This is a genomic window from Mesorhizobium sp. C089B, from assembly GCF_030323125.1.
In the GTDB taxonomy this organism is placed as follows: Bacteria; Pseudomonadota; Alphaproteobacteria; order Rhizobiales; family Rhizobiaceae; genus Mesorhizobium.
The window spans coordinates 567205-580285 of the sequence record NZ_CP100469.1 but is presented as its reverse complement, the minus strand read 5'-3'; the positions used below and the strand labels follow the sequence as shown (position 1 = coordinate 580285).

Here is a 13081-nt window from a genome sequence, read left to right as displayed (position 1 = left end):
ATGGCCCGGCGCGATCCCGCGTCCGGGCGAAGGAGATGCCATGCTTACCCGACACACCGCCACCCTCGCAGCCTTGCTGCTGCTTGGCGCCGCCCCGCTTGCACAAGCCGCCTACAAGCCGACGGACCCGCAGATCGCCCACATCGCCTACACCGCAGGCGTCATCGATGTGGAAGCCGCCAAGCAGGCGATCAAGAAATCGAAGACCAAGGAGGTCGTGGATTTCGCCAACGACATGGTGCGCGACCACGAAGCGGTCAACGCGCAGGCACTGGAACTGGTAAAGAAGCTGAAGGTGACGCCGGAAGACAACGCAACCAGCCAGGCGCTGACCAAGGCTGCGGCCGAGGAGCGGGCGAAGCTCGCCAAACTCGACGGCGCAGCCTTTGACAAAGCCTATGTCGACAACGAGATCGCCTACCACAAACAGGTCGACGGCGCGCTTGAAACCCTTTTGATCCCATCGGCCAGCAATGCCGAGTTGAAGAGCCTGCTGCAGACCGGCCTGAAGATTTTCCAGGGCCATGAACAGCACGCCGAGCATGTTGCAGGTATGCTGAAGTAAGGACCAGGCCATGTCGAAACGGCTGCTATGGATTGCACTGGCGCTGGTCTTCGGGACCTCACCCGTGCAGGCCGAAACCATCCAGGTCACCATCGACAAGCTTGTCTTTTCGCCGGCCACCGTCGAGGCGAAGGTCGGCGACACGATCAAGTGGGTGAACAAGGACGTGTTCGCACATACGGCTACCGTCAAGGGTGGCTGGGAAGTGATGATCCCGCCGAAGGCAACAGCGAGCCTGACCCTGCGGAAGGCGGAAGCGGTCGAATATTTCTGCCGCTTCCACCCCAACATGAAAGGTCATGTGGCCGTGACGGCGCCTTGATCCCGGTCCGCAAGCCCGTCCTGCTGCGTTGAGGCTCGCCTGGCTTCATCCGGCCGGGTGATGTGCGTCCACGAGCCGTGACAGCCCGGCTGGCGGCGTGCGATCCAGGCATCCAGCCCTTCGCGCAGATCAGCGGTCGGAGCCATGCGGGCGAACTGCTCGGCCTCGACAGCCAAGCCATCCGCGATGCTCTGGTTCAGGCCGCGCGCCACTGCTGTGAGGATCGAGGCAATTGCTGCAGGAGAATGCCTGGTCATGCGCCGGGCGAGATCAATTGCGGCGGGCATCAGCTCCTCATGCGGCACCACCTGATTGACGAGGCCGAGTTCGAGGGCGCGCGGCGGCGGGAACCAATCGCCGGTCAACAGCAGCTCGAGCGCCCGCTTGCGCCCTGCCAGCCTCGGAAGCCGCTGCGTGCCGCCGAAAGCAGGCGGCATTGCAAGGTTGATCTCAGGCTTGGCGAACAAGGCGCGGTCGCTGGCGATAGCGAGCGGCACGGCTTCGGTGATCTCGCAGCCGCCGCCGAAGGCGATGCCGTTGACGGCGGCGATGACGGGCTTGCGGAACGCCTCCAGCCTTGCGGTCAGGCGCTGTCCGCGCATGACGAAGTCGCGCAGGGCAACGTCGACGCCGATGTCCACGCTGCCTGAGAATTCATGGATGTCGCCGCCGGCGGAGAAGGCGCGCTCTCCTGCTCCAGTGAGGATGACGGCGCGGATGGCATCGTCGGTCTCGGCGGCATCGAGGAGCGCAAGCAGGCGATCAATCAGCGCATAGTTCAAGGCGTTGAGCTTTTCCGGCCGATTAAGTGTGAGGATGGCGATCCCGTTGCGGGCCTCGGTGAGCACAAGCTCGGTCATGTCTTTTCCTTCCCTGTGTTTGTCGACGGAGAGGATCAGGCTTTCGGTTGTATGTATATTCACTAGTCGGTATACTTGCGTATGAGCCAAGCACCAAGCCCTACCCGCAAACGCATTGTCGATGCCGCAACGAAGCTGTTCTATGCCGAGGGGATCGGCCGCGTCAGCGTCGATGCAGTGGCGGAAAAAGCCGGGCTGACCAAGCGCACGCTCTACTATCATTTCAAGAGCAAGGACGATTTGATCGCGGCCTATCTCGACGGTCGCGACCAGCCGAACCTCAAGCAGATGGCCGGCTGGTTCGAGACGGCCGAAGGCGATGTCGAGCGCAAGGTCGAGGCGATTTTCACCAATCTGGCGCGCGTGGCGAAGCACCCGAAATGGAGAGGCTGCGGCTTTCTGCGCACGGCAGCCGAACTCGCTTCCATGCCCGGACACCCGGCCGTTAAAGCGGGGGCGCGGCATAAGCAGAATTTCGAGACCTGGCTGGCCGGCGAACTCACAGGCCACGGCGTCGACGAGCCGCAGACCCTGGCGCGCGAAATCGTGCTTTTGATGGACGGCGCGTTCTCGATCATGCTGATCCACCGCAACCCCGACTATGTCGAGGCGGCCGGACATGCCGCTGCAACGCTGGTTCGGGCAAGGTCAGGATCGGCGACTATCCGCTAGAGCGTTCATCGTTTAATGAAGACGGCGAAACACGCTATCTCTTTGTTTTGACGCAATTCCGGACCGAAAAACCGCTTCACACTTTTTCCTGGAATTGCTCTAGAATCCAGCCGCCAGCCATGCCGTCCCGACGGCAAGGGTCAGCAGCGTCAGTGGCAGGCCGACCTTGAAGAAGGCTGAGAAGGACAGCTGCGTGCCGGCCGCCCGCGCCTGTTCGGCGACGATCAGGTTGGCGACTGAGCCGAGCAAGGTGAAGTTGCCCGCCAGCGTCGAGCTCATCGCCACCACCAGCCAGGCACGCCCGGGGTTTTCAAGGCCGGGTATGAATGGCCGCAGCGCCAGCACGGCCGGAACATTGCTCATGATGTTGGAGAGCACCGCGGTGAAGCCCGATAGACGCCAGACGTCGTCCAGCCCGAGGTTCTTGGCCGAGGCGATGATGTCGGGCGTCAGCAGCGTCTTTTCGGCGCCGGCGACAACGATGAACAGGCCGGCGAACATGAACAGCAGCGGGCCGTCGATCTCGCGGTAGATGCGGGCCGGCTTGATGGCGCGGGTGAGCAGCAGGATGGCCCCGCCGATGAGCGCTGCCTTGGCAACCGGAACGCCGGCGAAGAAGGCGATGGCCAGGCCAATGCAGACAACCACCGCCTTCAGCACCTGTCCCGGCAGCATGCGGCCGCGATAGACTTCCGGGTTGAGATCGGCGGGGCGGGCGAATTCGGCGCGGTAGACGATGCGCACGATGACGACGACCGCGACGAGGCCGAAGAGGGCAACCGGCGCCAGGGCGGCCGAAAAGGCTGGGTAGGAAATTCCCGACAGCGCGCCGATGACCATGTTCTGCGGGTTGCCGGTGATGGTGGCGACGCTGCCGCAGTTGGACGCGGTGGCGGTGGCGATCAGATAGGGAATGGGATTGCGATTGATGACACGGGTGACGTGGACGACGATCGGCGCCATGACCAGGCAGATGGCGTCGTTGACCAGGAACGCCGACAACACGCCGGTCAACAGCGTCACCATCACCAGCAGCACGAAAGGCGCGTGCGCATGCTCGATAGCGTAGGCGCCAAGCGCCCGGAAGGCGCCGGACACCTTCAGATGCGCCACCACGATCATCATGCCGAGCAGCAGCGCAATGGTGTCGAAATTGATGGCGCGATAGGCATCTTCCATACTGAGTGCGCCGATGGCGATCATCGCCGCCCCCCCAGCAAGGCGATCCCTGCCCGGTCGAGACGGAGGCCTGGAATACGCCCGACTGCGACGCCGGCATAAGTCAGGACAAGGATCAAAAGTGCCGCTGCGCCCATCAATGTCATTGGCAGACATCCTTGTCCAAACGAACCGACGCAGGAACGGACTGTTCCCGCTCAGGCATTTGCCGGGCAGCTTTAACGCCGCTCCAGCAAAGCGAAAGCCTATAACGATCCGAATGCGAAAATCGGTGGGCAAAATCGCGGGTCGACCGATGCCGGGAGCAACCGGAGCTTGATCTTGAGACGGCCGAAATTGGGAATGAGACACGCGCGGCGGACTGCGGCGGACTGAGATCGCCATCCGCGAAACTTCCCCCTCGGAAGGCTCGTGATCTATGTGATTAAATTCTAATTTAGGCTTTCCGGGTATGGATAGCTTAGCCGTATTTCGGCCTTGGGGTTTCAGATGGTCCAGGTTCTTGAGAGGGAATGCCGTGTCTCGGAAAACGAGGCTCTGCTGGCGCGTCCGATAGAATGTCCACAATGCCACGGAACCCGCAAGGTGTTTGTCTGTGCCCGGTGGGCGAGCTCGAACGGCCATTGCTGCCCCGGAGGAACACACCGGCTCAGTTGCCCCGGTCACAGCGTCGCGTGCATGGAGTGCGAAGAGAACCTTGAGCGTGTCTGAAGCGATCGCGACTATTTCCTGTTGGGAAAACGCAAAAAGCCCGCTCCGGCGAACCGGAGCGGGCTTTGCAACCATACGCCAAGAGTACCCTGCTGAGACCAGTACCCTGCCGAGAGCCGACCCGCTTTGCGTTTCCGCCACCGCAATAAATTGGTAGCGGCACTTCCAGAAAAAGCGATTGTTGGCTAACCGCCGTCGGATTACTCGCCCGACTGGCCGTCGCCAGTCACACTGCTGCCCAGAATTCCAAAGTCCTGAGACTTTGTTCCTTGTCCCGCAGTCAGGAATCCATCCGCATCCAGGCCGCGCCGCAGCAGTTCCCGCACTGCCGCGGACCGGCTTGGCATGCGCTTTTCGAAGCGCCAGTTTTCCAAGGCAGCCAATTCCTCGGCTGTCAGCATGATCTGCAGTCGCTCGGGTCGTTCCAGCTCGGCCATTCGCGCCTCCAACCGTCAAGACCAAAAATATGGTGAGTTAGTATGTGTCTCAATTGCAGTATAGCTAGGGGTCCCCGTGCAGCGCGTCAAGAGAGGCTGATGGGTGACTCACATACAAGACCAACGATGAGGAAGACACGCCGATAGCACAACCCGCGCAGTCTGCTAACATGTTGATTTACTTGAGAATATTTAATATTCTTCTTGCCATCTGAAGGTCGTTGGCGCATCTTGATCACGACGGGACAACCGGCTCCTGAAAGGAAGGTTTCCATGCGCTACGGATATTCGGCTCGGCTACGAGAGGATCTCAATTCACGGGTCCTGGGCGCGCTGCGCTCGCGCGGAATGGTCAATATTGCGGTGGTTGCCGAGGACATACGATTGCGTAACCTGGACGAGAACGTCGCCCTTGAAGACGTCGAGCGGCTTGTGATGCAGACGGCCCAACTCTACGGCGCGGTGATGGAATTGGACGGACTGACCTCCGTCGAGGCGGGGAGATTGACTTCGCTTGCCGACGATAAGCACGAACTGCCTGGCATCGGCAATTCCGACACCACAGGCGGTCAAACCGCTCCCCTGCTGGGATTGTCCTAAGCGCGACCCTCTCTTTCAATCGACAAAATCCGCGAGAGAGATTTGGACCGAACTCGGCGGCGCTTTGAGCGTCCAGACGACGCCTTGTCCCCAAATTCCAGTTGTCCGGTGCCGCTAAGCGCTTGTGGCGCAACCCGCTGGAGGACGACGGATCCAAAACCGCGGCGCGTCGTCCCACTCAAGTTCGGCGGCCTCGTTGTAGAACGTGATGCGGCCCTGTGTGTCGATGGTGTAGGCTGCAACGGGCAACGCTTCCAACAAACTGGCGGGCCTGACACTTGGGATTCCAATCCCCGCATGTTGGATGACGTATTCCCCTACCCCAAATTCCCCACCTGCTCGATTTGCCCGTTCCGCGGTAGCTGAGATGCACGTGCGAGGTTTCGGTTCCCGTCGTCCCCTTGGGACGGCAATTGTTCTCCTGCGAAAAGGCGATTACCCGCCGGGCGGCGGCGGATCTCAGGGCTTGCGCAAATGTCGACAACGAAGCGCAACTCAGGCCGTTTTTGTCGGAACCCCGTCAACCCGAGGCGGTTCTCCCGTTAGCCCAGCCTGACGCCAGCAACAAGTCGCCTGGAAACCGTGTCGCCGATGGCAAACGACAACCTTGCGGCAAACAGGCCCTGATCGGCGTTCAGCTTCAAAGGCCGCGGAACGCTGTTTCGCAGCCTTTACGTTGCCGATGGCTTCGCATCGACAGGAACCAATCTATGGCCAGAGCGTTTGCCGCTGCGTACTCTTCTCAGACGTAGCCAGACGGAGTGAGGGACATGGCTTCATCGGTACTTATCGGCATTCTGATCACTTTCCTGGTGATCGTCCTGGTGCTCTATCTCGTCCAGCGTCTGCCGCTCGATGGCCGCACGAGGCAGATCGCGCAGATCGTTGTCATCATTATCGGCATCATTTCGCTGTTGAAATACCTGGCCGTATTTTAGGATAAGGATCGCCATGGCATCCCAAACAATCGCATGGATCATTGGAACGGCGTTGTTTGCAGCAACAAGCACGGCCTACGCCCGACCCGACACGCGTTCGATGAGCTGCGAGGAGACGCAGCACCTGATCCAGAGCCATCACTCGGCGGTGTTGACGACCGGCCGGAATACTTACGATCGCTATGTCCGCCAATACGGCAACGAGTGCGACTGGCCGGAGGTGCCGGTCGCTGCCTCCGTTCCGACACGTGATGGCCAGTGCCGTGTCTATTGGTGCCGGGAACCGGTGTTCGATTTCCCGAACTGACATATCCAGCAGCCTTGCGGCGGTCGTTGCCATGGCGCTCCCGGGTTCAGACGATGCATTGCGCGAGGCGACATGGAACCCTTGCGCCGCGCGTGAATTGATTGTGCGCATGGCGCTGCAAGATGTAGCGGTGTGATGCCCAACCAGATGGAGGAGCGGTCATGCCCAATGATACAAGGCGGAGCGGCAGCTGCCTGTGCGGCGGCATCCAGTTTTCGGTGACGGGAGATCCCTTTCGGATTGGCCTTTGCCATTGCAAGGACTGCCGCAAGGCTAGCGGGTCGGCTTTTTCGGCGTTTGCAGTGTGGCCGCTCGAGGCGTTCGAAACGACGGGTATCGTCAACAGCTACGGCGACAGAAGTTTTTGTCCCACCTGCGGCGGCCGGGTCCCTTTGGTTCGTGAGAATGAGGTGGAAGTGACGATTGGCAGCCTCGATGAGGTGCCCACCGAAGGGCTGGAGCCCAGCTATGAACTCTGGGTCAATCGCCGTGAGCACTGGTTGCAACCCTTGCCTGCCGCCCGGCAATTCGAGCACGACCGGGTCGATGACGAGCCGACAAACCGGACAGCCGAACCGATTTCTGACGGTGTCGAGACGCCGTCTAGCTTGCCGCAACGCAAGTCGGCCTAGCGCGAGCGGCGCAGACAGCCGGCAGGCAGGAAATTCATTCTCGAAACCGCCCGATGCCGACAGGGCCGGGTCCGACAACATTTCACCCGGTAGAAGCCAAACGCAAAAAGCCCGCCTTGGCGTCAAGCCAAGGCGGGCGGTAGATCATCCGGCCTGCGCTGCCGTGGAACGATGGGTTGGCCAAAGCCCTGGGCTGAGACCCGGTCCCGTTTGTAACCGGCGATTGACTACGGAGCGGCCCGGTCAGCTGGAATTCGTCTTGTGGTTGCAACCATGGTACGTTTTGTTTGGAAACGAGAGCTTAAGACCACGCAAATCGTTACGTCAACTACGCTGCCCAAGTATCTCGTGGTGTGAACTGGAGGAACCTTCCTGACTTGTACAAAAGAACGCTTTGTTTATTTTGTTTCCGTCACATAGTGTAGCGAATCTTGAAGCCGGATGGGGCGGCTTTCATGCAGCCAGCGCCTTCGCAGGATCGCGGTCCGCACGTGCAATATCCACTTCACGGCAATCTTCATGCAAGCATAGTCAGCGCAAAGTTCATGCGCAGACATTGGGGGGCACCAATGGACCAGCCGAGCAAAATGGAGAACCTGCAGTTCGCGCAAGGGATGCTGCGGGAGCTTCGGCAGAAAGCCGAAGCCGACGGCCAGAAGCTTCTGACCTACCTCATCGACATGGCCTACCTTGAAGCCAGCGACCGCATCCGTGCACATTGGGTCGGCAATCACGAGCCCGAAAACCGCAGGGCCAAGGGGTAGTGTCAAGGGGTAAACCTGAAACGGGGCTATGGTTGCCCCCACGGAGCGTTTGATCAGACGCTTGGGGCCGGCGAGGCCACCGGTCAGTTGGCAATACCGGCTGAGAGGTCAGCCAGAACCTCCCTCACCCGAGTTTCGCTGACGCCGCGCGTGTCCTTGACCCAGCTGGGCGTCGAAAGCGGCGGTTCGATAAAGCGAACATGGTTGTTTACGGGCCCATGCACATAGGGGCGATTCAGCCCGTAGATGAGCGCGCATGGGACGTTCAGGGCAGCGGCGGCGTGGGAAATCCCGCCATCAACCCCGAGGAACATGGTCGACGCAGCGATTTGGCACATCGCGTCAGCAATCGACGGGGTCGAGGTGAAGTCGATTGCCTCAGGAATGGCGGCGCGGATTTTTGCGGCACCGGCGTGCTCGCGCGGTCCGCCTACAATCCAGATTGCCCAGCCGCGATCATGATGGTCTCTGGCGATCGAAATGAAGCGCTCGACGGGCCATGAGCGGAAATTCTCAATGTCGGCAGTATAGAGCGCCAGTGCCGGTCGGTCGGCATCGATCTTCTTGTGCTGGCGCCATTCGTCCAGTTCGGCCGGATCGACCACAAGCCGGGGCGCCGGCCACTCTGCGCCCGCAGCCGGCTTTTCGCCAAGCGAGGCAATCGAGCAGACTTCCTCGAACAGCCGCGTCTTGCGGGGTCCGAAGGCCCATAGATGGGCCAACCAGCCGGCGGGGAAGCGATTGAGGAGGCCGAATTGCAACTCCTGCGGATAGCCGATGCGCTCCTCTATTCCGGCCATGAACGCCATCAGCGCCGCCTTGGTGCTGCTGGTCATCAGATAGGCCGTACGGTAATTTTCCTTGCGCAACTCTTCAACCAGGCGGCTGCGCTCGCCAAAACCGGGGCGCTGATGACGCTTGGCAAGCGCCCAGCCCTTCCTGACATGCGGCATCAGGCGCGCCAGCGGCGCTGCAACGGGCGAGGTGACGACATCTATGGGGCGATCAGGAAATCGCGCGGCAATGATCTGGATGGCGGAATGGCAACGGACGAAGTCGCCGACCGCGGGGAAGCCGACGAAGAGGATTGGATCGCCGGTCGTCAAGGAAGCGCTTCGCCGTCAAGGATGCGGTGTGTAGGGGTCGCGCGAAAATGGACCCGAGGCATTTCGGGACCGACCGAAGCGTGCAGCACTTCGTCCTGTGGGCGACCGGTACCGGCAACCGAACCAGCGCCGATGCAAACCAAATCGACATGACGTTGAATCAGCCGCATTGACCTTGCCTCACAATGCTCTCAAAGACGGCCCAGTTGCGTCACGGGCTGGGCATTGTCAAGGTCGCGCCAGAAACGCGAAAAGCCGCGGCGGCCTCGATCGGGTTACGGAATCGTTAATCAGCGCTTGCTACTATACCGGATGACCAAGAATCTCGGCAATGCACCCAGGACCATCTCCAGACAACAGCCAAAGACCTCCGCTCTTGGTCGGCTGACGCCCGCCCTGTTTCCCCTTGTGGTCGTCGCGCTCGGATACGTGATCGGTCGGCAATTCTTCGGCTTCTAGGGCGACTCGTCTAGGCGCGCACGGTAAAGGCTCGCGCCACGCGGGGGATGCCGTCAATGTCCACCCAACCTCCAAACTCAACCGGCGCACCGTACGCCGCTACCCACTGCCTCGCACGTAAGCAAATTTTGTGCAATCACGGGAACGTGATATTCACTGATCACCGGACAAAGGGGGCGCTGATGAGGTGTCTGATGATCAATCTTGATCGTTCTCGCGATCGGCTGGCGCATGTCGCGTCCGAGTTCGGCAGGATCGGAGTACCATTTGAGCGTGTCTCCGCCATTGATTGCCCCGATTGCTGCTCTGTCGCCAAAAGCCCGCTGAGCGCTGCTGAGGTTTGCTGTTTCCTGAGCCACCGCTCGTGTTGGGAGATCGTTGCGAACGGCGCGGATCAATATGGCGCGGTTTTCGAGGACGACGTCGTTTTCGGCGCGGGCGCCGGCTCGCTGCTTGCTTCTGATCGATGGGTGCCGCGCGATGCCGATGTGATCAAGCTGGAAACGCATTTTGCCAAAGTGAGGGTCGGACGCAAGGAAGTCGCTCTCGATGATGGGGTTTCGCTTGCCAGACTTTATGGCCTGCACGCGGGCGCCGCAGGCTATGTCATCTCCAGATCGGCAGCGCAAAGATTGCTGCGCAGGACCATGCATCTGAGAGGAGAGGTCGACTTCGTTCTTTTTCACCCAGGATTCATGACCTGCTCGCTCAACCGAATCTATCAGATCATGCCGGCGCTTTGCGCACAGCACCATTTTGTCTCGGGACGAGAGCGCTTTCCAAGCCTCGTGCGACGGCCCGGGAGGCGGCCAAAACCATTTCTCGATCGAATTGTCGGAGAAGCGGTGCGAACCTTCGCCCATCTTCGAAACCAGAGCCTGACCGGAACAAAGAAGATCGAGGCCGTCGCGTTCTCAGGCTCTGAGGTCGACGGCAAACCCGTCCACGGCGCGTTCATCTATGGGCAGCCCGAGCACGGCCACCTCAACAAGGCGGCCGGCATACCAATCGCGCGGAAGAATAGTTCGACCGCCAGATAAGCAGACGATAGCGGCTGCGTTACGAAACAGCCTTTTCGCGGACCGGAAGCTTCCAGCCCGGCCTGACAAAGTGGCAGGTATAGCCGTTGGGGTATTTCTCGAGATAGTCCTGATGCTCTGGCTCCGCCTCCCAGAAATCGCCCACCGGCGCAAGCTCGGTGACGACCTTGCCCGGCCACAGTCCAGAGGCATCGACATCGGCGATGGTGTCTTCGGCGACGCGCTTCTGCTCGTCGCTGGTGTAGAAGATCGCCGAGCGATAGCTCATTCCGACATCGTTGCCCTGGCGGTTCCTGGTGGTCGGATCGTGGATCTGGAAAAAGGATTCGAGCAATGTGCGAAAGCTGATCCTGGCCGGATCGAAGACGATCTCGATGGCTTCGGCATGGCTGCCGTGGTTGCGATACGTGGCGTTGGGCACATCGCCACCGCTATAGCCGACGCGGGTAGAGATCACGCCGGGATAGCGCCGGATCAAATCCTGCATGCCCCAGAAACAGCCGCCGGCAAGGACTGCACGTTCGGTGGACGTCGCCATATCATACCTCCATGGATCGCTCCTTAGGTAGGCATTGTCGCTGGCTTCTTCCAGCATCTCAAGTGCATCACTCGTTGCCGGCCGAGCCGAACCGCCGCACGATGACCTCGAAGACGATGTCGGAAATCCACATGGCCGAGACGCCGATCAAAAAGGCGGCGGCGAGCGTCGTGGTGTCGTCGGCCGGATCGGGGATAGGCATGCCGGTTGCCCTGAACCAGGCGACGGCAGGCAGCGTCAGATACGCAGCCGCCAGCGCCCCGCAGATCGGCGAGGCAATCATCTCGCGCAGCTTGTAGCGATGGCGCGACAGTGCTCGCAGCACGCCGCCGGCTAGCCCGGCGGCGACGACCGGCCCCTTGATGCCGAGCATGTCGAAGAGGTCGTGCATCGGCTAAGGCCTCCATCCGCAGAGCTTTTGTCCCTTGCGGTTGTGCGCCAAGAGCGCTCTCGCCTCGGCGTCCGACAGGACGTCGACGGCTTCGGCCGACAGGCGCAGCGGGCTCGAAATCGCGCAGAAGCCGCCCGAAGTAGTCGTGCACCCGGCAAGCGCCACAAGCAGCGCAAGCATCAGTCCCTTGCCCATGATTTCAGCTCCTTTCGAACAGCGTCCGCCGGCAATGCGCCGACGTCGTTCTGCACCTGCTCAGCGACCGCGCGCGCCGCGGCCTCAGCGGCCGCCAGTTTGCCGCGCTCGGCCCTGGCGCCGGCCAGCCGCTGGTGAGCGCCCCAGCAAAGGGCGGCGATGACCGATGCCAGGAAGCCCAGCAGCGCTTTGTTGCCAAGCAGGACGGCGAGGAGCGCGCTCACAGCAGCCACCCGGCGACAAGCCCGGCGGCAAAGCCGATAGCATAGGGTTTCGCGGCTTCGAGATAGGCGATGAGCAGTTGTTGAAACCCTTCCATGTCAGTGCTCCCAGCCTGATTTGCGGGCCAGCCAGTGCCAGGTCTCCGTGACCGAGGCGATGGCGAGACCGGCGGCGATCTCCAGACCAGCTTGAATGTCGGGGTCGGAAGAAATGCCGCCGCGTCGTCGGCGCCGAGCAGGCCACGCGCGACCAGAACACCGGCGCCGTAACGCAAGCCGATGCGGATGAAGACGGCGATCATGTCGAACTCCTTCCGAAAATCGATTTCAGGATTTGAAGCAGCGCACGCCAGAACGGCAGGCGTTCGACGGGGCTGACGCGCCCGCCGGTAGACACCGGCGGCATCGCACTGCCGGGCTTCGGCGAGAGCGCTGATGGCTGGGGCGGGGTGCCCGGCAAAGGTGCCGGAGCGGGCTGTAGTGCCGACATCAACAGCGCCTGGGAACGGACCGACCGGATGCGATCGCTCCAACCCTTGCCGAAAACCGGCCAGGTCGGCAGCCGCCGCAGGAATGCCAGGCGGGCATCGCAAAGATCGTCGATGACTGCGCCCGGTGGCCTGGCGCCGACAGCTTTGAGCGTGGCCGGGCCGATCCTGCCGTCCTGTGCGGTGCCAACTGCCGCCTGCAGATATTTAGCCGCCCTGCCCGGCCCACTGTTCACGGCGAAGTCGAAGACGGCATAGTCGACACCGCCGGGAAGCTCGGCGCCCGCAGCGGCATCCCAATAGAAGCGGCGATAGACCGTCGCCACCTGAGCATCCGTGATATGGCGAAGGTCGTCCTTCGTCGCATCCGCCTTCACGTAGCGGCGGAAATTGGCCAGCGTCACGCCCTTCATGGTTGCGCCGCCGGGATCAGCCGGATTGTCGGACCAGCCGCCTTCCGATTTGAGGACGAGCGCAAGCGCCCGCGCGAAGTTGCGGTCCATGGGTAACCTCAGGAGATTGTGGAATTTAGCTCGGAGACTTTAGCCAGTCACAGATCACGCACAGGAGACGAGTGTCCTGTTGAACCTGACTGTGCCGACGGCATGTCGGTTGGCCAGCTATAACGCTTCCTCACGGGAGAGGAATTTTGGATG

The 13081-nt window shown here is 61.3% G+C and carries 18 protein-coding genes and 1 pseudogene; 9 read left to right on the top strand and 10 right to left on the bottom strand.

Going from position 1 to position 13081, the window contains the following annotated elements; all coding sequences use genetic code 11:
* Window positions 1-40 precede the first annotated feature (40 nt).
* Together NLY44_RS02930 and NLY44_RS02925 are read left to right on the top strand one after the other, a co-directional pair.
* On the top strand, window positions 41-565 hold the full coding sequence (locus tag NLY44_RS02930) for a DUF4142 domain-containing protein (RefSeq protein WP_023804982.1): 525 nt from the start codon (window positions 41-43) through the stop codon (window positions 563-565).
* 10 nt (window positions 566-575) lie between these two features.
* Window positions 576-887 (top strand): cupredoxin domain-containing protein, encoded by a 312-nt coding sequence (locus NLY44_RS02925; RefSeq protein ID WP_023671475.1) that lies wholly within the window; start codon window positions 576-578, stop codon window positions 885-887.
* Here the strand turns inward: NLY44_RS02925 and NLY44_RS02920 are convergent.
* Window positions 863-1747 carry a crotonase/enoyl-CoA hydratase family protein gene (locus NLY44_RS02920; protein ID WP_023804981.1) on the bottom strand — a complete coding sequence of 295 codons (885 nt, stop codon included), beginning with the start codon at window positions 1745-1747 and terminating at the stop codon, window positions 863-865. The two genes, NLY44_RS02925 and NLY44_RS02920, sit on opposite strands and share 25 nt — an antisense overlap.
* Before the next feature lie 81 nt (window positions 1748-1828).
* On the opposite strand from NLY44_RS02920, the gene NLY44_RS02915 reads away from it, so the two are divergent.
* Window positions 1829-2419, top strand: coding sequence for a TetR/AcrR family transcriptional regulator (locus NLY44_RS02915; RefSeq protein WP_023804980.1), 591 nt, complete (start codon window positions 1829-1831; stop codon window positions 2417-2419).
* A gap of 99 nt (window positions 2420-2518) precedes the next feature.
* Here NLY44_RS02915 and NLY44_RS02910 read toward each other — a convergent pair.
* Window positions 2519-3744 (bottom strand): annotated as a pseudogene (locus NLY44_RS02910) (anion transporter).
* 765 nt (window positions 3745-4509) lie between these two features.
* Entirely contained in the window at window positions 4510-4746 is a 237-nt protein-coding gene (locus NLY44_RS02905; RefSeq protein ID WP_023671471.1) for a hypothetical protein, read from the bottom strand.
* 273 nt (window positions 4747-5019) lie between these two features.
* On the opposite strand from NLY44_RS02905, the gene NLY44_RS02900 reads away from it, so the two are divergent.
* The 5 genes from NLY44_RS02900 (at window position 5020) to NLY44_RS02880 (ending at window position 7987) form a co-directional block, all read left to right on the top strand.
* Complete coding sequence (locus tag NLY44_RS02900; protein ID WP_023712723.1) at window positions 5020-5346, top strand: hypothetical protein; 327 nt, start codon at window positions 5020-5022, stop codon at window positions 5344-5346.
* Window positions 5347-6116: 770 nt separating this feature from the next.
* Window positions 6117-6284, top strand: coding sequence for a Thivi_2564 family membrane protein (locus NLY44_RS02895; protein ID WP_023804977.1), 168 nt, complete (start codon window positions 6117-6119; stop codon window positions 6282-6284).
* Between the two features lie 13 nt (window positions 6285-6297).
* Window positions 6298-6591, top strand: a complete 294-nt coding sequence (locus NLY44_RS02890) for a hypothetical protein (protein ID WP_023804976.1) — start codon at window positions 6298-6300, stop codon at window positions 6589-6591.
* Between the two features lie 161 nt (window positions 6592-6752).
* Window positions 6753-7223: a GFA family protein gene (locus NLY44_RS02885; RefSeq protein ID WP_023715175.1), complete on the top strand. Its 471-nt coding sequence runs from the start codon at window positions 6753-6755 to the stop codon at window positions 7221-7223.
* A 569-nt stretch (window positions 7224-7792) separates the two neighbouring features.
* Window positions 7793-7987, top strand: a complete 195-nt coding sequence (locus NLY44_RS02880; RefSeq protein WP_023689885.1) for a hypothetical protein — start codon at window positions 7793-7795, stop codon at window positions 7985-7987.
* Window positions 7988-8070: 83 nt separating this feature from the next.
* On the opposite strand, the gene waaF is transcribed toward NLY44_RS02880, so the two are convergent.
* Entirely contained in the window at window positions 8071-9093 is a 1023-nt protein-coding gene (gene waaF, locus NLY44_RS02875) for a lipopolysaccharide heptosyltransferase II (RefSeq protein ID WP_023804974.1), read from the bottom strand.
* A 653-nt stretch (window positions 9094-9746) separates the two neighbouring features.
* Here waaF and NLY44_RS02870 point away from each other — a divergent pair.
* Window positions 9747-10592 (top strand): glycosyltransferase family 25 protein, encoded by an 846-nt coding sequence (locus NLY44_RS02870; RefSeq protein ID WP_198028959.1) that lies wholly within the window; start codon window positions 9747-9749, stop codon window positions 10590-10592.
* Between the two features lie 19 nt (window positions 10593-10611).
* On the opposite strand, the gene msrA is transcribed toward NLY44_RS02870, so the two are convergent.
* The 6 genes from msrA to NLY44_RS02840 form a co-directional block, all read right to left on the bottom strand.
* Entirely contained in the window at window positions 10612-11130 is a 519-nt protein-coding gene (gene msrA / locus NLY44_RS02865) for a peptide-methionine (S)-S-oxide reductase MsrA (protein ID WP_023671461.1), read from the bottom strand.
* 67 nt (window positions 11131-11197) lie between these two features.
* Complete coding sequence (locus tag NLY44_RS02860; protein ID WP_023689880.1) at window positions 11198-11521, bottom strand: hypothetical protein; 324 nt, start codon at window positions 11519-11521, stop codon at window positions 11198-11200.
* A gap of 3 nt (window positions 11522-11524) precedes the next feature.
* Complete coding sequence (locus NLY44_RS02855) at window positions 11525-11716, bottom strand: hypothetical protein (protein WP_023804972.1); 192 nt, start codon at window positions 11714-11716, stop codon at window positions 11525-11527.
* Entirely contained in the window at window positions 11701-11940 is a 240-nt protein-coding gene (locus NLY44_RS02850; RefSeq protein WP_023684348.1) for a hypothetical protein, read from the bottom strand. Before NLY44_RS02850 ends, NLY44_RS02855 begins: the two co-directional genes overlap by 16 nt.
* The gene (locus NLY44_RS02845) at window positions 11937-12239 is read right to left on the bottom strand and encodes a Pam3-gp28 family putative phage holin (RefSeq protein ID WP_286456609.1); all 303 of its coding nucleotides are present in this window, start codon (window positions 12237-12239) and stop codon (window positions 11937-11939) included. The genes NLY44_RS02850 and NLY44_RS02845 overlap by 4 nt, the downstream gene beginning before the upstream one ends.
* Complete coding sequence (locus NLY44_RS02840; RefSeq protein WP_023700683.1) at window positions 12236-12928, bottom strand: glycoside hydrolase family 108 protein; 693 nt, start codon at window positions 12926-12928, stop codon at window positions 12236-12238. Before NLY44_RS02840 ends, NLY44_RS02845 begins: the two co-directional genes overlap by 4 nt.
* Window positions 12929-13081: the final 153 nt, after the last annotated feature.